The following is a 26,236-nucleotide window of genomic DNA, read 5'->3' on the forward strand; positions in this document are numbered from 1 at the left end:
CGCAGTCGTCGGCGCAGCTACAGGAGGTGCGACTGCTGGAGGGCCGAAGTGGCGCAACTCTGACGGACACAATGCGTCGAACCGAGCGTCGAGCGGTACCCCCCCGTGGCGTCGAGCGAAACGACCTCCTTCATCTCCATCTGCACGGTTCGAGCGACTGCCGACTGCCGACTGCCGGCAGCCGCAAACGTAGGAGTGCTGATGAGTAGGTTCATCGGGAGAATTGAGCAGCTCGTCGCCCTGCTTCACAGCATGCAAGAGGTCGACTTCGCAAAGGCGCTCGAAGTGGACGTGATCTCCCTCCGCGCGTTGTGAACGAGATAGCTCGGCCCAGCGGTGACGCTTCGAAAGTCGACCTCAGCAGGACCTTCTGGAGCGGCGTTATCGGAGGGACTGAAGGACCAGACGTGCACAAGCCGACCGGCCGGCACCGAGGATAGAGTTCTCTCGTGAGCGCTCCCGCGGAAGATCACGTGCCGGCCCGAGTGACCCGTCCGCGAAAGAGTCGCGCCCGAATGAGACGGGAACGCTTGAGTGCCGTGGCTATCCTTTTTCTGGTGATCGGTATCCCGGTCATCGTCTTCGGATTCGGCCCGTCGATCCTCGGGTGGTATGACGACGGGCATCGCATTGAAGTTGTTTGCAACGTCCGGTCTGCGGAGGCGAGTATTTCGTCTTCACGATCCGCCAAAGGTGCAGGAGGTTCGGAACCGCAAGTTGCTTTCGATACTGACTGCGGCAACCTCCTCTACCTAGACGGTATCGATAGATCCAACATGAAGCAGGTGGCTTCCACAATCGATGCCGGTGAAGACTATCGATTCGAAGTCGGGGCGGGCTCCTACAATCTGCGTTCGGTTCTCGGCGTTCTGAAGGTGGCCCCTACGATCTACAGATATGCAGAAGTGCGCGAATAGTTCAGCGGGCTATTCGGCGAGCTTACGGTGCGGCATCCCCACGGGGACCGGGAAGGTGGCCCACACACCGGCAACGTGCGACGGTGCGATCGCGCCGCATCGGTCGTTGCGAGATACGATCGACCCTGGTGGCGCGGCGCGGATCCTCATCACCGGTCTCCGTCTGCACGGTTCGATCGACAGTCGACGGCCGCTATCGTAGGAGTGCTGATGCGTAGGTTCATCGGGAGAATCGAGCAGTTCGTCCCGCTGCTTCTCAAGATGCAGGAGGTGGACTTCGCAAAGGCGTTCGAACTGGATGTGATCTCCCTCCGCAGCGGGAACAGGGAACGACGCATCAGGGCTCTGGCTGATGTTGAAGGAATGCTTCGCGAGGGCTCGGGCACGTTGGCGGACCGCTACGTCACTGCTGATGATGGTTCCCCAGACGTGGAGCGATCCCGATTGTTTCGTCATCTCGTGGTCAGGATCAGGTCCGAGGCAGCAATCCGTCGCAGGCTGCGACTCTGAGCTGAGTGAAACAACACGAGGATGGACAGGCTGTTGCGCACTCGTCGATGCGAAGGGGACCGTCCTTGTCCAAGTGCTCGACCCGTTCCGTGACCGCAACGCGTCCGAGCCCAGAACAGCGGACTGGAGGTGGATGATTGACTCATCGAGTGCGCCGTTACCGTCCGGTTGACCGAACGGGGGTCGTCGGCAGCATCACGCTGATCACCTTCACAACTGCCGTCGCGTTCTTCTTCGGACTGCAACAGCTGACGTTTCCGGCCGTCTTGGCGAACGTGCTGCTCGCCGTCGCCGTTTCTGGCTTCCTGGGGTTCATCGGTTCAGGGTGGGCGATGGTCGGCCTTGCGGTTGCGTTCTTCGGAGGGCCTCTTGCAACCACGTTCGTGCTCGTGGGCGCGCAGCTGTCGATCCAGACCTGGTTCATGAGCCTCATCGCCGGATGGACGCTCGGAGCACTCGTCCGGCGGCACGTCGACAAGGGACTCCCGGGCCTTGACCGAAGCTCCGGACCCGCATTGCAGTGGTGGATACGCGGTCGGCAATACGTGCAGAACGCCCCGACAGCGGCTCAAGTAGAGGCGAAGGTCCGTGCCCTCGACGGGCGTGCACGGACGCTGGTCGTCGTGGTCGATGAGGCTCGTCGAATCGACGTGTGTGGTGATGCCACACGGGAGATCATCGTGTTCAGGACAGAGGACGTGACCGACGAGGAGCGTTGGCAGGTTCCGCTCGGCAGCACGGTCGATGCGTCCGACACCGTCGAGGTCGCCATGGGGAACGTTGCCGCTCCTGTCGCGCGAGGCCTCACTTTGAACGTCGAAGCGGCGTGGCGGGTTGTCGGAGAGTTCCTTGCGGGGAAGGAGGCCGATGGTGTCGCAGGATCGATGCGCGGTGAAGAAGTGTTGAGTGTTCGGCCTCGGCTGCCGTGATCGCCGGGGTGGTTCTGCGTGCTTCCCCGAAGGCACAGCTGACCTCGGTGCGGAAAGGAGCACAGTAGGACATGAGTTCGCCGAGATTGCGCAAGGGGATCGACTCTCAAATTGCCGGACTCGTCGGCTCGAGCACAGGACTGATGTTCGACCATGTTGTCCCGGCGCGGAGCGCGGGACAGCCAGGACGACGAGAGAGCTGAAGTGGTGATGTTGAGACGAAGGAGTGGGCGGGACGAGGTCGTCGCGCTGTGCAACGAGGTGGCCGGATTCCTCAGTCGGATGGGGGCTCGGGAAGCGGAGGGCTTCTACCTCCGCCAGGCCGAGGCGCTTCGTGTCGAGGAAGCGTGGCTTGCTCGGCGGCGGATCTACCGAAGGATCTACTCTGCGTCGAACTCGGGTGCAGGTGGCATGGGTGACATGTTCGTCATCACGCCTGACGGCGCGGGCGATGTCTCTGCGACCGAAGCGTTCCAGCGGTCGCACTCCGCGCTGCTGCGAGCAACGCGCACGTTCCCGTGATGGACTCGCTGTTCCAGCGCTGAAACGGGCTCGGCTGAACATGACCTTGTCGGAATTGCTCGGGAGACTCGACGACCACGCCGCCGAGGACGCCGCGTCGGCTGTGCAGATAGCCGTCGTACGCTCTGCCCTCGTCGCCGCGTCTGAGCAGGCGCCCGATCATCCGGCGCACCGCAACGGGATACAGGGCGCTGCCCGCCTTGTTTCCGACACGTGGCCCTACGAGAGTGAGCTGGGAGCACTGGTGTTGGCCTTCTCCGAAGCGGTGCGACGCGAAGGTGGCCCGCACCGCACGACAGGATTCGGGGCTGCAGTCGAATGACCCAGGACCGAACGGCTCGCACCGTCAGCTCCGCACACAGCAGCGACGGCTCGTCTCGCTTCCTCGAGGGCATCGACCTACCGGTGTCGCGAGTCGTGTTCGAGACGTCCGACTGCCGGGACGCGCCATCGGTTCGACGTCAGCGTGGTCAGCGCCCGAACACCCGCACGAACTCGCCCCACTGCGCGGGCGCCCGCTGCTCGAGCCATGCGCAGAACTCGGGGTAGACAGCATCGATCGCCATGACGGTGATCACGCCACGCTGGCCGTGCACCTTGATGTCCAGGCCTCCGAACCGGTTCGTGGTCGGACGGATGCGATTGATCGCCGCCGGGTCGACGGTCCGCGCGGCACGGAACATCGGCGTCACGACCAGCTGCGAGTCGTACGCCTCGATGCGTCGGCGCTTCTGCCCGACGCCGAGGTAGACGAACAGGAGCCCGAAGAGCACCATGCCGACGGCGGCGATGAGCATGCCGATCGCGTCGGGGTCGTCGAGCAGGGTGAGCGTGATCAGGAAGAAGAACCCACCCACGACGATGACGACGATCCCGACGATCCGGAGCAGCAGGTAGTTCCACCGGCGAGCTCGGACCGTGAACAGGACGCCGTGGGCCTCGTCGCCCACCACAGTGGACGGTGGTCGCTTCCGGTCACTCTGGCGGACGAGCGCGCTGACAGCGGCCGGGATGGCAATCATGGCCGCCACGGCGATCACGACCGGCGACAGGTTGATGTTCACCGGCCCGTCCCCGTGCAGGCGTGCAGACGTCGTCGTTCGGAGGGCGCGCAGCCCTGGTCCCCCTGGATCATGCGAGCACCGTACCAGCGCCCTGTGGAGAGCAGCGGGCGACGACCCGGATGACCTATGTTGGATTTCAGTCGCTGCATGTGGCCCGAACGGGGGTCGTTCCCGGGGCGGACCGGCCCGGACCTGTCGCCGTTCAGCAACTAGCATCGACGTGCTCGACGATTCTCTTGGGGGGAAGACCGTGATGAACCAGCGTGCCGGGAACACCGGAGCACGACGGACCGGACGACGGATCGCGGGGACGGTCGCCGTCACGGGGATCGCTGCGCTGGTGCTCGCCGGCTGCACCTCCGACGACAAGGCCGTGACCGATCCCTCGCGGGTGCTGCAGACCGTCGACACGCGGCTCGCCGCGGACGGCTCGATCACGTCGATCTCGGACACCGCGATCTCGGTCGCGGGTACGGAGTCCTCGTCGGCGACGACCGAGCACGACCCCGCGAAGGCGGCGGGCGACCTGCCACTGCGCATCACGACGCAGTACTCGACCGAGAAGAAGACCGGCACGGACCTCGCCGACCTCGACGGGTACTCGGGCCGGGTGTCGATCGACCTGACGATCGAGAACCTGACGGTCACGTCGAAGAACCTGACCTACGACGTCGCTGGCACGTCGCGTTCGACCCCGGCGCTCGTGGGCGCTCCGTTCAGCATCGCAGCGTCGACCGTGCTGACGGGAACCGCCGCCGACCGCGTCGTCACGGACTCGGCGGACTCCGGCGCCTCGACCGACGGTGTCGTGAGCACCAACGAGGACGGCGACGCGGTCGTCCAGTGGGGCCGGTTGCTCGCCCCGCCCACCTCCGGTGCGAGCAGCACGCTGCACCTCGTCGCCGACGTGCAGGACTTCGCCGCGCCGACCATCGACGTCGCGGCACAGCCGGGCTTGTCGACGGACCTGTCCTCGACGGGTGTCGTGAACGCCGCATTCGGGTCCGACAGCGACTCGGAACTCGCGCTGCAGCGCCGCACGATCGACCTCATCTCGCAGGTCAACGAAGTGTTGGCGCGCGCCGGTGGCACCATCACCGAGGTCCGCTCGAACCTCGAGACCACGTCAGAGACCCTCGGTGTCAGGACTGCCGAGCGCCTGAAGGAGAGCAGCTCCTCACTGGCCAGCACGATGCAGTCGCTGTCCGGACAGCTCGGCTCGCTGAACAGCGATCTCGGCGCCACGGTCGAGGCCACGCAGTCGACGGTGCTGCAGCAGCTCCAGCAGACCACCACGAGCCTCGACGGTCTGCTCGGCGACACGTCCGCGACCGCGCCGGCAACGGTGCTCGACGGCAACGGGTGCGCCGCGACGCCCAAGACCCCGTCCTCGGACGGCAGCGTCTACGGCAACCTCCTCCGCGTCTCGGCGCAGCTCACCGGCTACGCCGATGCCAGCGAGGCGTGCAAGCAGCAGGTGAGCGCACAGCTCGCGGGCGCCGTCGGTCCGGCATCGCCGGACGCGGCGACGTGCGCCCCTCAGGAGGCCCGTGGTTCGTTGACCTGCGCCCTCTGGGAATCCTCGCGCGCGGTGAGCACCTCGCTGATCGGTCTGGTCAGCACCGGGCAGCAGCTCGCCGACCAGCTCGACCCCAAGCTCGCGGACACGGCGATCGAGCAGTCCGACGCCCTGCGCGCCACGCTCGTCGAGATCGACACCGCGGTGCGGGCCCTCGGCAGCGACGGCACCGGTGAGGTCGCACGGACCCTGCAGGCGTTGCAGGACCTCCGCGACCAGACCGCCGACGACCTCGGCCCCGTCCGCGATGCCGTCACGACGGTGAACCGCCAGGCGCTCGCAGCACGCGGACTGGTGGGCAACGCGGAGGACGGACTGTTCAGCACCTCGATGCAGGCACAGAACCGCGAGGTCGCGGACCAGCTCTGCGCCCTCGCGGCGACCGACCAGCTCGATGCCGAGCAGGCGGACGTGCTGCGCGGGTACCTGACCGCCACGCCGTGCCCCGGCGCCGAGGAGGGCACCACGCTGCAGCCCGCAGGCCGCTTCGACACCCCGATGGACGAACGCCTGACGGACCAGGCGGAGCAGTGGGACGCCGTGATCGCGGCGACCGACCTCCGCTCCGCGACCGGCATCGGTGGCGCGGTCACGACGTTGTCGGACGACATCGACGCGCTCGACGACGGCATCGCCGACGTGCGCCGAGCGGTGCGCGAGGACGGCGGCTCGGTCGAAGGAGCGGCCCGGGAGCTCCAGGAGCTCGTCGAGCAGGCGACGGAGTCGAGCGCCGTGGTCGGGACGCAGCTGACGGCGATCAGCACGCAGCAGACGGAACTGCAGGACGCCGTCCGCAAGGCCTTCGCCGATGCCTCCACCCAGTCCGAGAAGGACGTCCAGGAGATCATCGACCAGCAGGTGCGGCAGGTCAGCGAGACGGCGAACGGCAGTCGTGATGCCGTCATCTCGGCCTTCGACAAGTCGATCGCCGGTCTCCGGTCCACCTCGGGCGAGGTCACGAAGGACTCGAAGGGCACGATCGACGAGCAGCGGGGAACCCTGGAGCAGGAAGGCTCCGAGCTGGCGTCAGCCGTCGACCGCCAGACGGCGTCGAGCCTCGAGCAGATCGCTGCGAGCACGAGCGCCTCGACGCGCGACGTGCAGGGCGCGTCGACGCTGCTCACGGGCGACCTGAACCGGGTGATGCTCGACCTCGGTGACCGCAAGGTGAACGGCTCCGGCATCCTCGGCGCGATGGCCACGAGCGCGGCGAAGTCCGACTCCGCCGACTACCAGCTCGCCCTGGCATCGCAGAACGCCGCCGGGTACGCGAACGTCCGCGCCGAGGACGTCGCGGGGATCCTAATCCAGCAGGAACAGTTCCGCGCCTCGCTCGACGCCGCGACGACGCTCCCGGCGTTCCAGCTCGAGGTGCCGGCCAGCGCGACGTCGACCACGCTGTACAGCTTCCGGATCGGAGCGGACCGATGAGCGACCAGACGATCGACGAGGCCGAGGGAGCGGAGGCGGGGCGTGCGCGCAACCGTCGCCCGCTGGTGATCATCGCCATCGCGGTGCTCCTCGTCGCCGCGGTGGTCGCCGCCGTCCTGACCTTCCGGGCGGTCGGCAGCAGCACGCCCGCCGAGGCCGTCCCGGCCACGGTTCCCGTGCGGATCGCCGTCGAGGACGTCCCCGCCGCCACGAAGATCGGCGTCGTCGTCACCCTGGGTGACGGCGAGGGGTCCGAGTGGAACGAAGCGGCGCAGGGCGCGCTGGTCGCCGAGCGGCGACTGGCGCTCGGCGGGACGGACATCGCCCTCGTCACGAAGAACGACGGCGGGACGTCCGCCGGCGCGAAGGCAGCGGTGCGCTCCCTGGTGGGGAGCGGGGTCGCGGGCATCGTCGTCGCTTCGTCGGGCACGCACGTCTCCGGTGCCCTCAGCGCCGCGGCCGCGGAGGGCGTCCCGGTCGTGCTGCCGTACGCAACCGCCGAGAAGGACTCCTGGTCGACCGCCCCGGCGGCCGACTCGATCAGCGCCGCCATGACCGCGGCGCTCGGCGACGCCGAGTCACCGCTCCTGGTGGACCTCGGCGGCGGTGCGCCCGCAGGCCTCCGGGTCGCGCACGTCCTCGACGGCGACGCCACCGCCGACACCACGGCGCTCGCCGAGACCATCGCCTCGCGGACCGGTGCGGCCAGCGCGGGCGACGGCGCCGAGGAAGCCGCGGACGCTGAGCCGGCGGCCGAGCCGGACTCCGACGCGGTCGTCGTCAGCGGTTCCGCGCAACGACAGGGCGCCCTCGTGGCGGCGCTGCAGGCCGCCGACGTCACCGTGCCGGTCGTCCTCACCCCGGATGCGACGAGCCCGGCCTTCGGCTCCGCCCTCGTGGACGCGGGGGGCAGCCTCAGCGGCTCCTTCCGCACGGTCGGCGTGGCCACCGACGACGCTCGTGCGCTCTCCTCGGACGCCGAAGGTCGAGCGATGTCCGCGTTCCTCGGTGGCGTCCGGGTCCTCGCAGACGACACGGACGCGCAGAACCTGACGGGTGACCGTCCGTTCTCGGCGGTGGCCGGAGCGGCGGACTCGCGCAGTCACGACGCCGTGATCGCCCTGGTCCGCGCGGTCGGCGCGGCGGAGAGTGCCGAGCCTTCCGAGGTGACCGACGCCCTCGCCGCGCTGGACCTCGACTCCGCAGCCGGCATCGCCGGTCCGGCGCTCGACTTCACGCGGCAGCAGGCGCTCGGTGCGCGCGCGACGGTGCTGGCGGCCTCGGCACAGCAGCTCGGTCTCCGACCCGGCGACGCCGGCGCTGCTGGTTCCGGTGACGCATCCGGCGACGATGCGGTCGGATCCGCTTCGCTGGTGTGGTTCGAGGACTCCACCGCCCGCTGACCCATCAACGCACGACCCCGAGGAGGACACGCGACCATGCGCCTGTTGATCGAGCTCGACGACCGACGTGAAGCGGTCGAGGTCGACGGGTGGTCCGGCGCGTCCTCGCTGGGGGAGCTCATCGCGGCGGCGATCGGCGTCGAACTCCCTGCCGAGACGACCCTCGCGGTCGACGGTCACCGCACCAGTGCGGCGACCCCACTGCGTGACCTCGTCCTGCTCGAGGGTTCCCGCATCGGCCGCTCACCGCAGGAGCGGCCGCAGACGGTCGACGGGTGGAGCGTCACGCTCGCCGGGGGACTCGACGCCGGTCTCGTCGTGCCGGTCACGCGCAGTCGGAAGCTGATCGTGGGCCGGGCACCGCAGGCCGACGTCGTGCTGCCCACGGAGAGCGCCTCGTGGGAGCACTGCACGATCGAGCGCGAGGACGACGGGATCCGGGTGCGCGACGCCGGTTCGACGAACGGCACGGTGATCGCTGGCGAACGCATCGACGCCGACGGCGTCCTGCTCACCGGCACCACGAGCGTCATCGTGGGCGGAGCCGTGCTCCTGGTCCGCCCGGAGCTGGACGAGGTCCCCGTGCCGGCCGCAGGCTCGCTGGCGAACCTGACCCCTGCATCGACCGCTCCGTTCAACCGCCCACCCCGAGCCGGGCGGAACACCGACACCGAGACCGTCGACCCACCGGCCAGGCGCGAGGTCCCGCAGGCCTCGAAGTTCAGCTGGATCACGGTCGCGGCGCCACTGGTGCTCGCCGGCGCGATGGTGCTCCTGCTCGGCGACGCCCGCTTCGCGCTGTTCGCGCTGCTGTCGCCGGTCACCGCGATCGGCATGTGGTTCGAACAGAAACACCGCCGCGCGAAGAACCTGAAGGAGGAGGACACCCGCTTCGCCGAGGCGGTGGAGTCCTTCCGGGGCGAGATCGCCGAGGCCGCAGCGGTCGAGGCCGCCCGCAGGCAGGAACTCGTCCCCGACCCGGCCACCGTCGTCCGCCGGGCCGAGCTCCCCACCACCCTGCTGTGGCAGCGGCGCTCGGACGACGCCGACTTCCTCAGTCTCCATGCCGGCACGGGTGATGCACCGTGGCGCCCCGGGCTCGATCAGCGCGCGGCGTCGACCAGGCTCGAGGACGAGGCGAAGGCGGCCATCGCGGACAGCCGCCTCACCGCGGCACCCGTGGTGACCGACCTGTCCGACGCGGGCGTCGTCGGGATCGTCGGCGACCGCGACGGCGCGCTCGCGCTGGCGCGCAGCCTGCTCACGCAGGCCACCGTGCACTGCGGCCCCGCGGACGTGACGGTGGGTGTCTTCTGCGACGCGGGCCGTGCGGACGACTGGAGCTGGGCCTCCTGGTTGCCGCACGCGCGAGTGGCGGGGAGCAGCACCGGAGCCCGCTGGATGTCGGCGCAGCGTGACCAGAGCGCGGCGATGCTGCGCGGGTTGCGGGAGTCGCTCGACGACCTGCCGACCCCGAACCTGCTCGTCGTGGTCGACTCCGAGGTGCTCACCGAGGGCCGCGACGCACCCGCTCGGAACCTGCTCGGCGAGGGCCGCACGGTGCCCGGCCAGTCGCTGCGTCCCGGGGAACGACCCCGGCGGGTCAGCGGCATCGTCATCGCGACGAACGAGCAGCAGCTCCCCGCCGCGTGCACGTCGATCATCACCGTCGGTGCGGACGCCGCGGCCACGGTCTACCGACCGGAGGACCGGACCCGCGTCGAGGACGTCGTGCTCGCTGGTCTGAGCGTCGAGACTGCCGAGCGCAGTGCCCGGAGTGTCGCGCACTTCGACGATCCGGAGCTCACGGTCCCCGGCGCGTCCCTTCCCTCGCTCGTCCGCCTGCCCGACCTGCTGTCCAGCGAGGGGATCCGCGCTGCCTGGGACACCCGCGCGGGGTTCTCGACCCCGATCGGTTCGTCGGAGAGCGGCGTCCTCGAGATCGACCTCGTCCGCGACGGACCGCACGGCCTGGTCGGCGGCACGACGGGATCGGGCAAGAGCGAGTTCCTGCGGTCGCTCGTCGCCGGGCTCGCAGCGCGGAACGACCCGACGCGCCTGAACTTCCTGCTCGTCGACTTCAAGGGCGGCGCCGCCTTCGCGGCGTGTGAGCGGCTGCCGCACACCATCGGCACGATCAGCAACCTCGACGAGCAGCTGGCCGACCGTGCGATCCGGGCACTCGAGGCCGAACTCGAACGGCGTCAGCGGGTCTTCGCCGCGGCCGGAGCCGACATCGACAACCTCGACGCCTACCTGGCGACGAAGCCGGTCGAGCCGATGCCGCGTCTGCTCTTCGTCGTCGACGAGTTCGCGATGCTCGCGAAGGACTTCCCGGACGTGCTGACGTCGCTCGTCAGCATCGCGGCCGTCGGCCGCACGCTCGGCGTCCACATGATCCTGGCGACCCAGCGTCCGGCCGGTGTGGTCAGCGAGGACATCCTCGCGAACACCAACATGCGGGTCGCCCTGCGGGTGCAGAGCCGCGAGGACTCGACGAACGTCATCGGTGTCCCGGCCGCCGCCGGCATCGGGCGGCAGCAGACCGGCCGCGCGTACGTGAAGCTCGGGCAGGACGACATCACCCCGGTGCAGACCGCCCTGGTCACCGGCCGCGCCCGCGACGAGCGTGCCGAGCAGCCGGTCTCCGTCCGGCCGACCGACGTGTTCGGTGTGCCCGCGCCGATGCCCGCCGCCGCTCCCACCGCGTCGGACGTCACCGACCTCGACCAGCTCATCGAGGCGATCGGGGAGGCCAACGAGGCCGCCGGGTACGCGCCGCCGCGACCGATCTGGCCCGAGGCACTCGGCGACCGCGTCGAGCTGTCCGCCCTGAGCGACCCACGACCCGGCACCGTCCCCGTCGCGCTCGCCGACGACCCGGACCACCAGCGACAGATCACGAGCGGGTGGGACCTCGACGAGGGCAACCTCATGCTCATGGGCATCCCCGGCAGCGGGACGAGCACGGCCCTCGCCACGATCGCGCTCCAGCTCGCTGCCGCGTCGAGCCCCGACGATCTCGACGTCCTGGTGCTCGACATGGGTCCGGGTGACCTCGCTCCGCTCGCGCAGCTGCCGCACACGACCGCCTACGTCGGATCCGGTGCGGGCGCAGGGGAGCTGCAGACCCGGTTCCTGCGGCACCTCCGGGTCGAGCTCGAGCGTCGTCGCACGGCACCCGGTGGGCGCCGTGCCGTGGTGCTCATCGACGGGCTCGCCGCCCTGCGCGACGAGTTCCAGGACTTCGAGGGCCAGCAGCTGCTCGACGCCCTGTACCGCGTCTACGCCGAAGGACCCGCGCTCGGCATCTCGTTCGCGGTGTCGACGACCCGGGCCAAGGCGGTGCCGTCCGCGATGGACGAGGTCACCACGCAGAAGTGGATGTTCCGCCTGGCGGACCCCTACGACTACGCCTCGATCGGGGTCCGCCCCAAGGACGTCCCACCGCCGGTGCCCGGCCGCTTCATCGACTCGACGATGCGGTTGCAGTCGCACGTCGCCACCCCCGACGTGCCCCTCGCGGAGGCCGTCGCCGACGTCGCCCGCACCTGGTCCGGCGCCACCCCGAAGGCCAGCGCGGTCGGCCGCCTGCCCGACGCCGTCCTGGTCGACGAGCTCGGCGCCGGCGCGGTGTTCGCGGGGGAACCGTGGCGCATCCCGGTCGGGATCGCCGAGGACGACCTGCAGGCAGCGGCGCTCGAGGTCTACGACGGCGAGCACGTCCTGGTCGCGGGTCCCGCCCGCTCGGGCAAGTCGTCCGTCCTGCTGGCGCTGGCGGCCCTGGCCCGTGCTGCAGAGGGCGTCCGCCCGGCGGTCTGGGCGATCTGCGACCGTCGGTCACCGCTCGCCTCCGGCTCGTTCGACCGGATCGCCGTCGGCCCGGACGAGGTGCCCGCCCTGTTGGCCGGGCTGCGGCTCGAGCGCGGGCCGGTGTTGCTGCTCATCGACGACGCGGAGCGGTTCGACGACGGCGACCAGGCCATCGCGACGCTGCTCGCGACCGAGCGTCCCGGCCTCTGCGTCGTCGCGGCGGGTCGCTCGGCGGACCTCCGCTCGCTCTACAGCCACTGGACGCGAGCGGTCCGCAAGTCACGCTGCGGCGTGCTCCTGCAGCCGGACGTCGACTACGACGGCGAACTGCTCGGCGTCACGCTCCCACGCCGTGCGCCGGTCGCGTTGACCGTGGGCCGCGGGTACGCGTCCTCCGGCGGCGCCGTCCGCCTCGTGCAGACCGCGTCCGCCGGCAGCTGACCCCCACCAGGGCGCCGGAGAGCCGGACTGGAGGCCCGTGGCGGCGTCGCCACGCGCCTCCGGTCCGGCGTGCGGTCACGCGACGGACGCGCGCAGCCGCGGCCGGACGCGCGGAGCCGCGCAGCCGCGTGAGAGACGCGCGCAGCCGCCTGTCGGACGCGCTCAGTCGCGCGTCGTGATCCCGAAGGGCGAGCTCTCGAGGTTCGTGAAGTTCCCCACGGTCGCCCGGACGGTGCAGGACGGGGCGACGGACAGCGCGGTCACCACGAGCCCGTCGGACGACACGGCCAACGCGCCCGAGCAGCCGTCGGCGAACCGCACGCCGGACTCGCCGCCGGCCACGTCGACGAGCATCTGCGACGGGCGACCGCTGCTCGGACTGCGGTAGAGCGGGTTGAGCTCGTCGGCCCCGCTCGGCCAGACCGGCACCAGGGTCACCGGCAGGGCCGTCTGACTGACCGTCCGGTCGGGCGTGCGGACCTCGACGCCCTGCAGCCGCTGGACCGGGTAGGCGGTCCCGCGCACGGAGTCGTCGTTCACGGCCGCGGTCGTCGCCTCGCCGACGCCGTCGAGCCAGGTCTGCAGCGCCGTGCCGTCCTCGACGGACGCGAGCGGCACCGAGGCCTCGACCGTGACGTCCCCGCCGGCGGGGACCTCGACACCGGACAGGCTCCAGGCGCACGCGGTGTCCACGCCGGTCAGCGACGGCTGGTTGCGCTTCGCGGTGATGCCCTCGCCGGACCAGGTGACGGCCGGGCAGGACGCTCCCGATCCCGCACCGGGGAGCACCTCGAGGAACGGCCCGCCGAGGGCGGCCGCCTGTGCCGCGTACGTGATGCGCAGGTCGACGGTCCCCTTCGCCGGGTCGACGGTGGCGCGGCGGGTGGTGGCGAGACCGGTCGGCAACGGCCGGTCCTGCTGGTAGGCGTTGGCGGCCTGAGCGGTCGCGGTGCCGGCGCCCGGGGGCTTGCGGAGGGCTCCTGGCAGCCACACGACGCCGCCGACGACGAGTGCGGCAACGAGCACGACGCCGATGCCGCCGAACAGGAGGGCACGGTTCGTCAACCACTCGGGGCGGGTGAACCGGCGCGTCGGTCCGGGCGCAGCAGCCGGCGCGGCGGGCAGCGGCTGCCGCGCCATCGGCCGGATGACGGTCTGCGACCCGGCGGGACCGAGCTCCGGAAGCGGCCCGGCCACCGGTTCGTCGTCCGTGGTCACGGTGCCGCCCTGGTCGGTGTCGCCGGCGGGACGGATCCCCCGGACGACGGTCGCCGGACGCTCGACCTCGTCGAACGAGTCCGGGTCGCTGGAGGCGACCAGCGCGGGTGCCGACGCGAGGGAACGGGCGAGCCGACGCAGGGTCGCCGCCGCATCTGCGGCCGACGGACGGGCGTTCGGGTCCTTCGCGAGCAGCGCGGACACCGCCGACCACAGGGCATCGGGAACGTCGAGCGGCGGCGGGTTCGAGGTGACGTGTCGGTAGGCCACGGCGAAGTCCGTGCCGGGGCCGGCGAAGGGTGTGCGGCCGGACAGCAGCTCGTAGAGCATGACCCCGGCGCCGTAGACGTCGGCGGCCGGGCCGGAGCGGCCGTGGCTGATCGACTCGGGCGCCATGTACTGCGGTGTGCCGAGGAGCCCGGTGGTCGTGCGCTCGCGTTCGGCGACGACCGACGCGATGCCGAAGTCGGTGACCCGGACGTCCCCGGTGGCGCCGGGAGCCCAGGTGGTCTGGAGCAGCACGTTGTCGGGCTTGACGTCACGGTGGGTGACGTCCTGCTCGTGCGCCGCGGCGAGGGCGTCGAGGGTCTCCGCGGTGATGGTCAGGGCGTCCCGCGGCGTGAGCGGTCCGCTCGCGGCGAGCAGGTCGCGCGCGGAACCGCCGGGTACCAGGTCCATGACGATCGCGAGCCGGTCGCCCTCGACGACCAGGTCGCGGACGCGCACGATGGACGGGTGCTGCAGCGCGAGGAGCACCGAGCGTTCGCGGACGAATCGCTCGACGATCTGCGGGTCGGCGGCGAGCTCGGCGCGCAGGAGCTTCGCGGCGAAGGGCTCGCCGGTGGCGGTGTACTCGACCCGCCAGACCTCACCGGTGGCACCGGTCCCGAGCAGCTCGACCAGCCGGTACGACGCGCCGAGCGGCTCACCCTGACCGTACTGCGCCACGCGTTCCCCGATCCCCCCGATGGTCGACCCCTCGCCGACGACGCAATGTTACCGGCCGGACTGCGACGGCGCCGCGTACTGCACGTCGATCGCGTACTGCGTGAAGCCCGACCGTCGGTAGAGCGCGAGCGCCGGCTCGTTGTCCCCCTCGACGTACAGCGCGGCGGCGGTGAGCCCACGTCCGGTCAGCCGAGCGGTCCCGGCGCGCATGAGCACCCCGCCCAACCCCTGCCCCTGCAGGTCCGGACGCACGGCGACGGCGTAGAACTCGCCGACGCCGTCCTCGACCTTGAGCCAGCACGAGCCGGCCAGCGTCCCCGCGGCGTCGCGGAGCAGCAGCAGGTCCTCGCCGGCGAACCAGGCGTCGGCTTCGCGGGCGTGCAGGTCGTCCAGGGTCATCCGCCCCTGCTCGGGGTGGTGTGCGAAGGCGGCAGCGTTCAGGGCGAGCCACTCGGTCTCGTCGTCGGTGCCCGGTCGGAACGCCGACAGGTCGTAGCCGTCGGGCACTCGGACGTCGGGAGCGGCCTCGGCGATCGGCGCACGCAGCTGCAGCAGGGTCCGGACGGCGTGCCAGCCGAACCGGTCGGCCAGTGCCCGGGCTGCCGGGTGGTCGCCGTGTGCCCAGGCGAGCCGGGGAGCGGCCCCGCCGCCCAGGGCGAGCGCCTGCGTCACGAGCGCGGTGCCGGTGCCGCGCCCACGGGCCTCCCGGGCGACCACGAGCTCCAGCTCGCCGTCGCGGACGACCGCGACGCCGTCGCCGTGCTCGAGCACGGTCGCGCGACCCGCGCGCACGTCGACCAGCGTCTGGTCGGAGAACGGCGGTGCCTCGTCGGGCACGACGAACCGCGTGAGGTCGGCCACTACTGGCCCGCCAGGCGCTCGGCCTCGTCGTCGTGGACGTTGAAGCGGTACCCGACGTTGCGGACCGTGCCGATGAGCGACTCGAGGTCGCCGAGCTTCGCGCGGAGTCGCCGGACGTGCACGTCGACCGTGCGCGTGCCGCCGAAGTAGTCGTATCCCCAGACCTCGCTGAGCAGCTGCTCGCGGGTGAAGACGCGGGACGGGTGCGTCGCGAAGAAGCGCAGGAGCTCGAACTCCTTGAACGTCAGGTCGAGCGGCCGGCCGCGCACCTTGGCCGAGTAGCTGGCCTCGTCGATGACGACGCCGGACGCCTGGATCTTCGAGCTCGTCTGGCCCTTCGCCCCACGGCCGGCCGACAGGCGGATGCGGGCGTCGATCTCGGCGGGTCCGGCGCTCTCGAGCACGACGTCGTCGACGTTCCAGTCGCTGGTGACCGCGGTCAACCCGCCCTCGGTGACGACGAGCACGATCGGGGTGGTCGACCCCGACGAGGCGAGGATCTTGCACAGGGCCTTCGCGCTCACCAGGTCGGTGCGGGCGTCGACGAACATCAGGTCGCTCTGCGGGGCGTTCACCAGCTGCGCGGCCTCGGCGGGCACGTGGCGGATCCGGTGGCTCAGGAGGCCCAGGCTCGGCAGGACGTCTCCGGGCGCGGTCGAGGTGAGTACCAGGAGCTGTGCCACAGGACCTCCGGAGGTGGATGACGTCGTGGAGACATCCTAGTGATGTGCGGGAACGGCCCACCCGGCCGGACGGACCGCGCGGTGCGGCGCTCGGTGCCGCCGCACCGCGCCGTGCCACGACCGCCGCCGCCACGCGCTCGGCACCGAGCAGGCGGCCTGCTCCGTCCCGCCGCGCCCGCCTGCCATGATGGGACGCGTGACCGAGCCCGCGCACCCCACCGACCAGCGTCGCCTCCAGCTGACGTCCGTCCTGCCGGTCTGGGTGCTCGCTGTCGTCGGAGCGGTGCTCGTGCTGGCGCTGGCGCAGCGCGATGCGTTCGCCTGGCTGCTGCTCGTCTTCGTCGCCTGCGTGATGGTGAGCTTCGTGCTGCAGCTCATCACCGCGACGAAGGACGGCCTGGTCGAGCGGATCAGCATCGCGTCGTCCGGGGCCTTCGTCGTCGTCCTGGTCACCGCCGTGGTGCTCCTGGCGCGTTGAGCGGAGCCGCGTAGACTCCGCAGCATGGATTCGCTGCTTGCGCTCGAGCTCTTCTACGTGGGCCTCCTCGGCCTGGCGTCGCTCGCGATCGCGTTCATCTCGGTGGTCGTCGTCGTGAAGCTGTTCAAGGGCCAGCGTTGATCGACCTGCCCGAGGGGCTCGCACCCGAACTGGTCCCGCTGTCGTGGCTCGTGGGCGTCTGGGAGGGCACCGGCGTCGTCGAGTACCCGGTCGGTGACGACGACGAGGTCCGCAAGTACGAGTTCGGCCAGCGCGTCAGCTTCAGCCACGACGGCCTGCCCTACCTGAACTACTCGTCCACCACCTGGCTCCTCGACGAGGACCGCACCCCGCTCGCCGCCGAGATGGGCTACTGGCGGATCGACCGGCCCACCGAGCCGGGCGACCGCGGTCCCGCGATGCTCCTGGGCGAGGGGCCGACCCCGTTCAGCACGGTGGAGAGCGTCGAGGCGCTCCGGAACACGACCGACGGCTTCGACGTCGAAGCCGCGATCATCCACCCGACGGGCGTCAACGAGCTCTACGTCGGCCGTGTCGCGAAGGGCCGGATCGACCTGTCGACCGACGCCGTGATGCGCTCGCCGAACGCCAAGGACTACTCCGCCGCCACCCGGCTGTACGGGCTGGTCGAGGGCAAGCTGTTCTGGGCGTGGGACATCGCCGCGCTCGGTCGGGAACTCACCTCGCACGCCTCGGGGCAGCTCGCGAAGGTCGAGTGATGGCGGCGTTCGCGGCACGCGACGGGTTCGTCGAGGCCGACGGGGTCGCCGCGCACTTCGGCAACCCGATCGGGGAGCAGCGCCTGCTGACCCGCGGCCGTGCCGTCGTCGAGCTCGGCCTGGGGGTCGTCACGGTCTCCGGACCCGACCGCCTGTCGTGGCTCAACTCGATCACGTCGCAGCAGCTCACCGGGTTGCCGACGGGCGTCAGCACCGAGACGCTCGTGCTCGACCAGGCCGGCCGCGTCGAGCACGCCGCTCGCGTCGTCGACGACGGCTCGGTCGCCTGGCTGCTCACCGAGCGCGCCGACGCCGCCCCGCTCGCCGCCTGGCTCGACTCGATGCGGTTCATGCTCCGGGTCGAGGTCGCCGACCGCTCCGCTGACGTCGTCACCCTCGGCTGGTTCGGCGCGGACGCCCCGTTCGCGTCCGTGGAGTTGCCCGAACCGCCCGTCGCCGAGTGGGTCGACCCCTGGGGAGCGGTCGCGCCCGGTGGGTGGGGCTACGCCGCCCTGGAGGCCCACCCCGGCTCCGACTGGACCCTCCGCATCGCCGTGGTCACCCCCGGCACCGCGGCCGCCATCGCCGCGTCGGACGTCCCCGTCGCGGGACTGCTCGCGGTCGAAGCCCTGCGGATCGCCGCCTGGCGCCCGACGCTGTCCGACGTCGACGAGCGGACGATCCCGCACGAGCTCGACTGGCTCCGTTCCGCCGTGCACCTGTCGAAGGGCTGCTACCGGGGGCAGGAGACCGTCGCGAAGGTCCACAACCTCGGCCACCCGCCGCGTCGGGCCGTGCTGCTGCACCTCGACGGCTCCGACGGGGTGCTGCCGGCGCCGGGCACACCCGTGCTGCTCAACGACAAGCAGGTCGGTCGGCTGTCGGCCTCGGCGATCCATCACGAGCTCGGTCCGATCGGGCTCGCCGTCGTGAAGCGCTCGCTCGACCCCACGGCGACGCTGCGGCTCGAGGCCGACGACGTCGTGGTGACGGCCGCGCAGGAGACCATCGTCCCGCCGGAGGCCGGCGCCACGGCGAACGTCCCGCGCCTGCCCCGCCTCGGCGCCGTCCGCCGCTCGTAGTCCGCGCTGCCCGGGCCGTGCCCGGTCAGCCGGGCTCGACCGCCGACCACGGCACGGACAGCTCGCCGAGCCGCCACCGCGTCACCCCGTGCAGCACCGGCCACCCCCGGTCGCGCATGCCCCGCACCGTGGCGATCCACCGCTGCCGGGGGCCGTACGTACCGAGCGGCGCGGCGACCGCCCACGCCAGGTCGAGGTCCCGCAGGAACGCGTGCACCCGCTCGCCGGGCACGTTCCGGTGGATGAGGGCCTTCGGCAGCCGTTCCGCCACGATGCTCGGCACGTCGAGCCCGGCGAGCCGGAGCGACACCGTGAACGTCTGCGGCGCGACCTCGTCGAGCGTCACCCACGAGGCCACCCGCCCGACCTCGTTGCACGTCCCCTCGACCAGCGCACCGCCGGGCTGCAGCCGGTCCTGCATGATCCGCCAGGAGCCGACCACCGCTGACTCGTCGTACTGTCGCAGCACGTTGAACGCCCGGATCACAGCCGGGCGTCGGCCACCGGGCGTCGGGGTCTCGAAGCCGCCCAGGCGGAACGTCACGCCGTCGCGGGTGCCCGCGTTCGCGAGCGCGACCCGCGAGGGTTCGATCTCGATGCCGGTCACCTCGACGTCCGGGCGGACCGCGGCCAGCCGGTCCCGCAGTTCGAGCGTCGTCGTCGGCGACGCCCCGTACCCGACGTCGGCGACCAGGGGATCGTCGGTGCGGCGGAGCGCCGGCAGCGTCGCGATCCACCGGTCGACACGGCGGAGCCGGTTGTACCCGGTCGTCCCGCGCGTCACGTTCCCGATGGGCATGCGTCCAGGGTACGGGCCGCGTGCCGCTCGGTAGACTCGGGCGCATGACCTCCACGCTCGTCCTGCTCCGTCACGGCAACAGTGACTGGAACCAGAAGAACCTGTTCACCGGTTGGGTCGACGTCCGGCTCAGCGAGCTGGGCGAGAAGGAGGCGAAGCGCGCCGGCGACCTGATCGCCGAGTCCGGCATCGTCCCCGACGTCCTGTACACCTCGCTGCTCACCCGCGCGATCCAGACCGCGAACATCGCGCTGCTCCAGGCCGACCTGGCCTGGCTGCCGGTCAAGCGCGACTGGCGCCTCAACGAGCGGCACTACGGCGACCTGCAGGGCAAGGACAAGGCGCAGACGCTCGAGCAGTACGGCGAGCAGCAGTTCATGGAGTGGCGCCGTTCGTTCGACGTCCCGCCGCCCCCCATCGCCGACGACGCCGAGTACTCGCAGGCCGGTGACCGCCGCTACGCCGACCTCGGTGACCAGCTGCCCCGCACCGAGTCGCTCAAGCTCGTGATCGACCGGCTGCTGCCGTACTGGGAGTCCGACATCACGAAGGACCTCGGCGCGGGCAAGACCGTGCTCGTCACGGCGCACGGCAACTCGCTCCGCGCCCTCGTGAAGCACCTCGACGACATCTCCGACGACGACATCGCCGGCCTGAACATCCCGACGGGCATCCCGCTGGTGTACGAGCTCGACGACGACTTCCGTCCGACCAAGCCGGCGTACTACCTGGACCCCGAGGCCGCCGCTGCCGGTGCCGCCGCCGTGGCCGCCCAGGGCGCCAAGAAGTAGCACGACACACGAACGCCCCGCCTGGTCGTCAGGCGGGGCGTTCGTCGTACCGGTCGCAGCGCTCAGACGAAGTGCGACGCGATCTCCTGCACCAGGACCCCGACGTCGTACGGCGACGTCGTGTCGACGCGGATCACCGGGACGCCGGGCAACCCGACCGGTCGTGCGTCGTCGCCGTGCTCGTCCCAGAACGACAGCACGCCGGCCAGGTCGCCGTGCACGTCGTGCCGCACCGGCACGGTACCCGGCTCGTACCGGTCGCGCAGCCGGTCCGCGGCGGTGGCGCGGTCCGTCTCGCACCACACCTCGACGGCGCGCGGCGACCCGGCGGAGGCGAGCCCGGCCTCCAGGCGGTCCCGGTCACGGGACGGCAGCCAGACGGCGTCGAGGACCACGCCGTTCTCGACCGCTCCGGCCATCGCCCACATCGTGTCCATCGCAATGCCGCCCAGCGGGCGGGACGCGATCATCGGGCCGACGACGTCGGCCAGGGGCTCCTTGATGCGGTCCTTCGACAGGAAGGGGCAACCGAGCACCTCGGCGAGGGCGGCGCCGATCGTGCTCTTGCCGGAACCGGGCATGCCGTTGACGATGATCGCGACCTGGGCCATGCGTCGATCCTCGCAGACCGTGGCGGTGCGGACCCGCGCCGACCCGTCGAGCGCGCGCCACGCAACGGAAGTCGCCCCGCGCCACGGCGATCCGTGGTGCGGGGCGACCCCGGTGGTGCGGAACGACGCCGAACCGGGTCAGACGGTGACGGCCGAGCTCGACGCGCCGGTCCAGTCGCCGGTCGCCAGGTACTCGACCTTCTTCGCGATCGACACCGCGTGGTCGGCGAATCGCTCGTGGTAGCGGGAGGCCAGGGTCGCGTCGACGGTGTCGATCGGGTTGCCCTTCCAGGTCTCGCCGAGCACGAAGTCGAAGACGCTGGCGTGCAGTTCGTCGACCGCGTCGTCCTCGTCGCGGATCTCGGCCGACAGGGCGATGTCCTCGGTGGCGAGCAGGCGCGTGAGCTTCTGCGCCATCGCGACGTCGTGCCGGCCCATCTCCTTGAAGGTGGGGCGGAGGCCCTTCGGCACGACCTTCTCGGGGAAGCGCTGGCGTGCGAGCTGCGCGATGTGCTCGGCCATGTCGCCCATGCGCTCGAGCGAGGAGCTGACGCGCAGGGCGGTCACGACGACGCGCAGGTCGCGGGCGACGGGGGCCTGCCGGGCGAGGATGTCGATCGCGATCTCGTCGAGGCTGTTCGCCGCCTCGTCGATCTTCACGTCGTCGGCGATGACCTCGTCGGCCAGGGCGACGTCGGAGTCGCTGAAGGCCTGGGTGGCCCGGGTGATGGCGGACTCGACGAGCCCGGCGATCTCGGTCAATCGCTCCTGGACGTCCTGGAGTTCCTGCTGGAAGACTTCGCGCATGGGGGAGTGCCTCTCTGATGCGTACCGGTCGAGTGTCGTCAGCCCAGGTGAACGAACGGTGACGCGCGGCTGAACGCTTCGCGTTCCGGCCTTCCGGTGCGGGTGAACGGTACCGGAACCCCGCGTGACCATCCCTACACTGGCGGCATGGACAACGCGTGGCTCGTGCCACTGTCGATGCTCCTCGGCGGGGTCTTCGGCGCGGGCGTCGTGGTGCTGATCATCACCGCCGAGCGCACGGCTCGTGCTGCCGACGTGGCGGAACGGACCCTGCCGGACGGCGTCGCAGCGGTCATCGCGACGATGCACAACCCGGCGGTCGTGATCGACCCGTCGAACACCGTCGTCGCCGCGTCGCCGCAGGCGCTCACGGCAGGCCTGGTGGTGCGGCGCCGACTCGTGCACCGCGAGCTCCTCGAGCTGATCGACCGCGTGCGCCGGAGCGGCGAGATGGCCTCGGAGGACCTCGAACTGCCCAGGGGGCACCACGGCGAACTCGTCGGCTACCTCAGCTTCCGCGCCGCCCAGCTCGGCAACCGGTACGTGCTCCTGACCGCCGACGACCTGACCGAGAGCCGGCGGATCGATGAGGTCCGGCGCGACTTCGTCGCCAACATCTCGCACGAGCTGAAGACCCCGATCGGCGCGATCGGCCTGCTGTCCGAGACGCTCGTGCTCGCCGCGGACGACCCGGAGCACGTCAAGAAGTTCGCCGCGCAGCTCGTCAGCGAGTCCGAGCGACTCGGCGCGCTGACGAAGGACATCATCGAACTGTCCCGGCTGCAGTCGGTGGACGCCCTCGAGAACAGCGAGGAGACCGGCATCGACAAGATCGTCCAGGCGGCGATCGACGCGAACGAGGTCGTCGCCCGGGCCCGGTCGATCGAGATCGTCCGTGCCAAGAAGTCGAAGCTGCGCGTGATGGGCGACCCCGGCCTGCTGCAGGTCGCGGTGTCGAACCTGATCGCCAACGCGGTGAAGTACTCGCCCGACAACACCCGTGTCGGTGTCGGCGTCCGCAGCACCAAGGGCTTCGTCGAGATCGCGGTGACCGACCAGGGCGTGGGGATCCCCGAGTCCGACCTGGACCGCGTGTTCGAGCGGTTCTACCGCGTCGATCCCGCGCGGTCGCGCGCCACCGGGGGCACCGGCCTCGGGCTCGCGATCGTGAAGCACGTCGTCGGCAACCACGGCGGTGACGTGCGCGTCTGGTCGCAGCCCGGCAAGGGCTCGACCTTCACGATCCGTCTGCCCGAGGCGGATCCCGAACTGACCACAGCACTCGAAGAGCAACTGGAAGAGCAGCCATCGTGACCAAGATCCTCATCGTCGACGACGAGCCGGCCCTGAGCGAGCCCCTGGAGTTCCTGCTGCAGCGTGAGGGGTACGACACCTCCGTCGCTGCCGACGGCGTGACCGCGCTGTCCAAGTTCGACGCGGAGAACCCCGACCTGGTGCTCCTCGACCTCATGCTGCCGGGCCTGAGCGGCACCGAGGTGTGCCGGCAGATCCGCACCCGGTCCAACGCCCCGATCATCATGCTGACGGCCAAGGACTCCGAGGTGGACATCGTCGTCGGGCTGGAGCTCGGCGCGGACGACTACGTGACGAAGCCGTACTCCACCCGCGAGCTCCTGGCCCGGATGCGCGCGGTGCTCCGGCGCCGCACCGAGGACGACCCGGCCGACAGCGGCATCCTGCAGGTGGGTGGCATCCGGATGGACGTCGAGCGCCACACGGTGTCGGTGGACGGGTCGGAGACCCCGATGCCGCTCAAGGAGTTCGAGCTGCTCGAGCTCCTGCTCCGCAACGCCGGGCGCGTGCTCACCCGCGGGCAGCTCATCGACCGGGTGTGGGGGTCGGACTACTTCGGCGACACGAAGACCCTCGACGTGCACATCAAGCGCATCCGCTCGAAGATCGAGCGGGTCCCGTCGACGCCCGAGATCCTGGTGACGGTCCGCGGTCTCGGGTACCGCATCGAGGCCTGAGGCGCACGCACAGGAGGCCCGGTGCGAGTCCGTGGGACTCGCACCGGGCCTCCTGTGCGAACGCTCCTGGCGCGGTGTCAGCCGCGCCCGTCGGCGTCAGTTGGTGCCGTTGTCGCCCTCGGACGAGTCGGTCTGCGAGTCGTCGGGCTGGGTGCCGGGCACGGCCTGGCCGGTCGACTGCGAGCCGCTCTCGGACGGCGACGTCGAGGTGGACGTCGGGGTCGGGCTCGGTGCGAGGGTCTGGTACTCCTCGAGCGCGCTGGTGAGCACGGGGACGTTCGCCGAGACGCCCTCGGCGTCGGGGTAGGAGAAGTACACCTTGACGAGCGAGCCGGGCACGGCGTCGGCGTTGTCGAACAGGACCTCTTCGGCGTCGCCGCCGGCGGTGCCCTGCGTGGTGTCGCCCTCCTGCACGCTCGACTCGTCGTCGCTGGCGGGACCCGAGGTCATCGCGAGGTCGACGTGCGTGTTCGCCGGGACGTCGACGGTCTGGGTGTCGCCACCGACCTCGATCGAGACGGTGTAGTCGTCCTCGTCGTCGTTGTTCACGAGGGTGCCGACGAAGCGTGCGCCGTCCCCGTCGTCCGAGATCAGGAGGGCGTTCCGCACGTCGACCTTGCCGGTCGAGACGTTCACGCCGTCGGTGATCTGCTTGATGTCGACGGTGTGGGCCGGCGACATGAACTCGCACCCGGTGGCGCCGAGCGCGATGGTTGCCGCAACGGCGACGGACACGAGTACCCGAGGTCGCAAGAGATTCCTCCGTAAGTCACGATGAGGACCGGACGGTCCCGGTCCATCCTAGCGATCACCGGGCAGGGGGAGCGTTGAGGGTCCCCTTACCGGATCACCCCTTGTGGTAAACTGGAGGTCTGGGAACGGAGCCTGATACATGCAATTCGAGGTCGGCGAGACCGTCGTCTACCCCCATCACGGGGCGGCAACCATCTCTGAAGTCAAGACTCGCGTCATCAAGGGCGAGGAAAAGGTCTACCTGAAGCTGCGGGTCACCCAGGGTGACCTGACGATCGAGGTCCCGGCGGACAACGTCGACCTGGTCGGCGTCCGCGACGTGATCGGCAAGGAAGGGCTCGACAAGGTGTTCGAGGTCCTCCGGGCGCCGTTCACCGAGGAACCCACCAACTGGTCCCGCCGGTACAAGGCGAACCTCGAGAAGCTCGCTTCCGGTGACGTCATCAAGGTGTCCGAGGTCGTCCGCGACCTCTGGCGTCGCGACCAGGACCGCGGGCTCTCCGCGGGTGAGAAGCGGATGCTGGCCAAGGCCCGGCAGATCCTGATCTCCGAGCTCGCGCTCGCCGAGAAGACCGACGAGGACAAGGCATCGACCGTCCTCGACGAGGTCCTGGCCTCCTGAGCCCGACAGCATCGCACTGAGCACGACAGCACGGACGACGACCGCACGGTTCCCCGACGGGGTGGACCGGGCGGTCGTCGTCGTTGCGGCCGGCTCCGGCACCCGGCTCGGCACCGGCACCGCGAAGGCGTTCGTGCCCGTCGCCGGTTCGCTCATGCTCGCGCGGGCGCTCGAGCCGCTCTTCGCCCTGCCGACGCCCGCGCTCGTCGTGGTGGTCGCGCCGGCGTCGCACCTCGACGAGTGTCGGCAGCTGGTCGCCGCCGTCGCCGGGGCTGCGGTCGCGTACACGGCCGTCGTGCCGGGAGGCGCGGATCGCCACGCGTCGGTCGAGGCCGGCCTGGCCGTCCTGCCGGACTCCGTCACCGCGGTGCTCGTGCACGACGCGGCGCGGTGCCTGACGCCGGCAGCGCAGTTCGCGCGGGTGTTCGAGGCGGTCGCCGCGGGCGACGGCGCCGGGTTCGTGCCGGCGCTCCTCGTCACCGACACCGTGAAGCGCGTGGACGGCGACGTCGTCGTCGAGACCGTCGACCGTGCGGCCCTCGTCGGCGTCCAGACGCCCCAGGGGTTCCCGCTCGCGGCGCTCCGGCGGGCGTACGCCGCGTCGTCGCGGTCCGAGACGGACGACGCCGGGGTGTTCCAGGCCGCCGGCGGGACCGTCCGTTCCGTCCCGGGCGACGCCGACGCGTTCAAGATCACGACCCCGTGGGACCTCGGCCGCGCGGAGTCGATCGTCCGGGCGCGGTCCGGTGCGGCCGCCGGTCCGCCCGTGCGGTTCGGCCTCGGCGTCGACGTGCACGCGTTCGACGACGCCGCTGCCTGCCGCGTCGGACTGCTCGACTTCGCGGGCGAGGCCGGTCTCTCCGGACACAGCGACGGCGACGCGGTGGCCCACGCCGTGTGCGACGCCCTGCTCTCCGCCGGGGGCCTCGGCGACATCGGCGGACGCTTCGGCACCGCTGACCCGCGGTACGCCGGGGCCACCGGGGACGTCTTCGTCCGCGGGGCCGTCGCGCTGCTCGCCGACGCCGGGCTCGTCCCCGTCTCCGTCACCGTGCAGGTCATCGGCAACCGCCCGCGCATCGGCGGCCGGCGGCAGGAGATGCAGGACGCCCTGGCCGCCGTCGTCGGTGCCGCGGTGGCCGTGTCCGGCACGACGACCGACGGCCTCGGGTTCACCGGCCGGGGCGAGGGGCTCGCCGCGATCGCGACGGCCGTCGTCCGTCCGGCCTGACGTCCTAGGCTT

The 26,236-nt window shown here is 71.1% G+C and carries 23 protein-coding genes; 15 read left to right on the forward strand and 8 right to left on the reverse strand.

Going from position 1 to position 26,236, the window contains the following annotated elements; genetic code table 11:
- The first annotated feature begins 557 nt into the window (after window positions 1-557).
- From LEL83_RS04220 to LEL83_RS04235, 4 genes are all read left to right on the forward strand, one after another.
- Window positions 558-917, forward strand: a complete 360-nt coding sequence (locus tag LEL83_RS04220) for a hypothetical protein (RefSeq protein WP_225557891.1) — start codon at window positions 558-560, stop codon at window positions 915-917.
- 210 nt (window positions 918-1,127) lie between these two features.
- Window positions 1,128-1,427, forward strand: coding sequence for a hypothetical protein (locus tag LEL83_RS04225; protein WP_225557892.1), 300 nt, complete (start codon window positions 1,128-1,130; stop codon window positions 1,425-1,427).
- 149 nt (window positions 1,428-1,576) lie between these two features.
- Window positions 1,577-2,356: a hypothetical protein gene (locus LEL83_RS04230; RefSeq protein ID WP_225557893.1), complete on the forward strand. Its 780-nt coding sequence runs from the start codon at window positions 1,577-1,579 to the stop codon at window positions 2,354-2,356.
- 562 nt (window positions 2,357-2,918) lie between these two features.
- Window positions 2,919-3,200 (forward strand): hypothetical protein, encoded by a 282-nt coding sequence (locus LEL83_RS04235; protein ID WP_225557894.1) that lies wholly within the window; start codon window positions 2,919-2,921, stop codon window positions 3,198-3,200.
- 148 nt (window positions 3,201-3,348) lie between these two features.
- On the opposite strand, the gene LEL83_RS04240 is transcribed toward LEL83_RS04235, so the two are convergent.
- Window positions 3,349-3,942 carry a hypothetical protein gene (locus LEL83_RS04240; protein WP_225557895.1) on the reverse strand — a complete coding sequence of 198 codons (594 nt, stop codon included), beginning with the start codon at window positions 3,940-3,942 and terminating at the stop codon, window positions 3,349-3,351.
- 220 nt (window positions 3,943-4,162) lie between these two features.
- Between LEL83_RS04240 and LEL83_RS04245 the strand changes: the two genes are divergently transcribed.
- Genes LEL83_RS04245 through LEL83_RS04255 form a run of 3 tightly spaced genes read left to right on the forward strand, consistent with a single transcriptional unit; the run spans window position 4,163 to window position 12,609 of the window.
- Window positions 4,163-6,952 carry a hypothetical protein gene (locus LEL83_RS04245; protein ID WP_225557896.1) on the forward strand — a complete coding sequence of 930 codons (2,790 nt, stop codon included), beginning with the start codon at window positions 4,163-4,165 and terminating at the stop codon, window positions 6,950-6,952.
- Window positions 6,949-8,355 carry a type 1 periplasmic-binding domain-containing protein gene (locus LEL83_RS04250; RefSeq protein ID WP_225557897.1) on the forward strand — a complete coding sequence of 469 codons (1,407 nt, stop codon included), beginning with the start codon at window positions 6,949-6,951 and terminating at the stop codon, window positions 8,353-8,355. Before LEL83_RS04245 ends, LEL83_RS04250 begins: the two co-directional genes overlap by 4 nt.
- A gap of 36 nt (window positions 8,356-8,391) precedes the next feature.
- The gene (locus LEL83_RS04255; protein ID WP_225557898.1) at window positions 8,392-12,609 is read left to right on the forward strand and encodes a type VII secretion EssC family protein; all 4,218 of its coding nucleotides are present in this window, start codon (window positions 8,392-8,394) and stop codon (window positions 12,607-12,609) included.
- A 162-nt stretch (window positions 12,610-12,771) separates the two neighbouring features.
- Here LEL83_RS04255 and LEL83_RS04260 read toward each other — a convergent pair whose 3' ends face one another.
- Genes LEL83_RS04260 through LEL83_RS04270 form a run of 3 tightly spaced genes read right to left on the reverse strand, consistent with a single transcriptional unit; the run spans window position 12,772 to window position 16,319 of the window.
- The gene (locus tag LEL83_RS04260) at window positions 12,772-14,775 is read right to left on the reverse strand and encodes a serine/threonine-protein kinase (RefSeq protein ID WP_225557899.1); all 2,004 of its coding nucleotides are present in this window, start codon (window positions 14,773-14,775) and stop codon (window positions 12,772-12,774) included.
- A gap of 48 nt (window positions 14,776-14,823) precedes the next feature.
- The gene (gene mshD / locus LEL83_RS04265; RefSeq protein WP_225557900.1) at window positions 14,824-15,636 is read right to left on the reverse strand and encodes a mycothiol synthase; all 813 of its coding nucleotides are present in this window, start codon (window positions 15,634-15,636) and stop codon (window positions 14,824-14,826) included.
- A complete protein-coding gene (locus tag LEL83_RS04270; protein ID WP_225557901.1) occupies window positions 15,636-16,319 on the reverse strand; it encodes a response regulator transcription factor in 684 nt (227 codons plus the stop codon). The genes mshD and LEL83_RS04270 overlap by 1 nt, the downstream gene beginning before the upstream one ends.
- 196 nt (window positions 16,320-16,515) lie before the next feature.
- Between LEL83_RS04270 and LEL83_RS04275 the strand changes: the two genes are divergently transcribed.
- From LEL83_RS04275 to ygfZ, 3 genes are all read left to right on the forward strand, one after another.
- Window positions 16,516-16,797, forward strand: a complete 282-nt coding sequence (locus tag LEL83_RS04275) for a hypothetical protein (protein WP_198656872.1) — start codon at window positions 16,516-16,518, stop codon at window positions 16,795-16,797.
- Between the two features lie 137 nt (window positions 16,798-16,934).
- Complete coding sequence (locus LEL83_RS04280; RefSeq protein ID WP_198656871.1) at window positions 16,935-17,537, forward strand: heme-binding beta-barrel domain-containing protein; 603 nt, start codon at window positions 16,935-16,937, stop codon at window positions 17,535-17,537.
- Window positions 17,537-18,619 (forward strand): CAF17-like 4Fe-4S cluster assembly/insertion protein YgfZ, encoded by a 1,083-nt coding sequence (ygfZ, locus tag LEL83_RS04285; RefSeq protein ID WP_225557902.1) that lies wholly within the window; start codon window positions 17,537-17,539, stop codon window positions 18,617-18,619. Before LEL83_RS04280 ends, ygfZ begins: the two co-directional genes overlap by 1 nt.
- 25 nt (window positions 18,620-18,644) lie before the next feature.
- Here ygfZ and LEL83_RS04290 read toward each other — a convergent pair whose 3' ends face one another.
- Window positions 18,645-19,418, reverse strand: a complete 774-nt coding sequence (locus LEL83_RS04290) for a class I SAM-dependent methyltransferase (RefSeq protein ID WP_225557903.1) — start codon at window positions 19,416-19,418, stop codon at window positions 18,645-18,647.
- A gap of 44 nt (window positions 19,419-19,462) precedes the next feature.
- Between LEL83_RS04290 and LEL83_RS04295 the strand changes: the two genes are divergently transcribed.
- Entirely contained in the window at window positions 19,463-20,209 is a 747-nt protein-coding gene (locus LEL83_RS04295; RefSeq protein ID WP_198656868.1) for a phosphoglyceromutase, read from the forward strand.
- Window positions 20,210-20,271: 62 nt separating this feature from the next.
- On the opposite strand, the gene LEL83_RS04300 is transcribed toward LEL83_RS04295, so the two are convergent.
- The gene (locus LEL83_RS04300; protein ID WP_225557904.1) at window positions 20,272-20,820 is read right to left on the reverse strand and encodes a P-loop nucleotide/nucleoside kinase family protein; all 549 of its coding nucleotides are present in this window, start codon (window positions 20,818-20,820) and stop codon (window positions 20,272-20,274) included.
- Window positions 20,821-20,958: 138 nt separating this feature from the next.
- On the reverse strand, window positions 20,959-21,627 hold the full coding sequence (gene phoU, locus LEL83_RS04305) for a phosphate signaling complex protein PhoU (RefSeq protein ID WP_198656866.1): 669 nt from the start codon (window positions 21,625-21,627) through the stop codon (window positions 20,959-20,961).
- A gap of 147 nt (window positions 21,628-21,774) precedes the next feature.
- On the opposite strand from phoU, the gene LEL83_RS04310 reads away from it, so the two are divergent.
- Window positions 21,775-22,941 (forward strand): sensor histidine kinase, encoded by a 1,167-nt coding sequence (locus LEL83_RS04310; protein WP_198656865.1) that lies wholly within the window; start codon window positions 21,775-21,777, stop codon window positions 22,939-22,941.
- Window positions 22,938-23,618, forward strand: coding sequence for a response regulator (locus LEL83_RS04315; protein WP_198656864.1), 681 nt, complete (start codon window positions 22,938-22,940; stop codon window positions 23,616-23,618). The genes LEL83_RS04310 and LEL83_RS04315 overlap by 4 nt, the downstream gene beginning before the upstream one ends.
- Before the next feature lie 96 nt (window positions 23,619-23,714).
- Here the strand turns inward: LEL83_RS04315 and LEL83_RS04320 are convergent, their stop codons facing one another.
- Complete coding sequence (locus LEL83_RS04320; protein ID WP_198656863.1) at window positions 23,715-24,353, reverse strand: hypothetical protein; 639 nt, start codon at window positions 24,351-24,353, stop codon at window positions 23,715-23,717.
- Between the two features lie 157 nt (window positions 24,354-24,510).
- Here LEL83_RS04320 and LEL83_RS04325 point away from each other — a divergent pair, with 157 nt between their 5' ends.
- Window positions 24,511-24,993 carry a CarD family transcriptional regulator gene (locus LEL83_RS04325; protein WP_017888066.1) on the forward strand — a complete coding sequence of 161 codons (483 nt, stop codon included), beginning with the start codon at window positions 24,511-24,513 and terminating at the stop codon, window positions 24,991-24,993.
- 61 nt (window positions 24,994-25,054) lie between these two features.
- Window positions 25,055-26,224 carry a 2-C-methyl-D-erythritol 4-phosphate cytidylyltransferase gene (gene ispD / locus LEL83_RS04330; protein WP_225557905.1) on the forward strand — a complete coding sequence of 390 codons (1,170 nt, stop codon included), beginning with the start codon at window positions 25,055-25,057 and terminating at the stop codon, window positions 26,222-26,224.
- The last annotated feature ends 12 nt before the right edge of the window (window positions 26,225-26,236 follow it).

It is taken from the genome of Curtobacterium oceanosedimentum (assembly GCF_020297365.1).
Lineage (GTDB): Bacteria > Actinomycetota > Actinomycetes > Actinomycetales > Microbacteriaceae > Curtobacterium.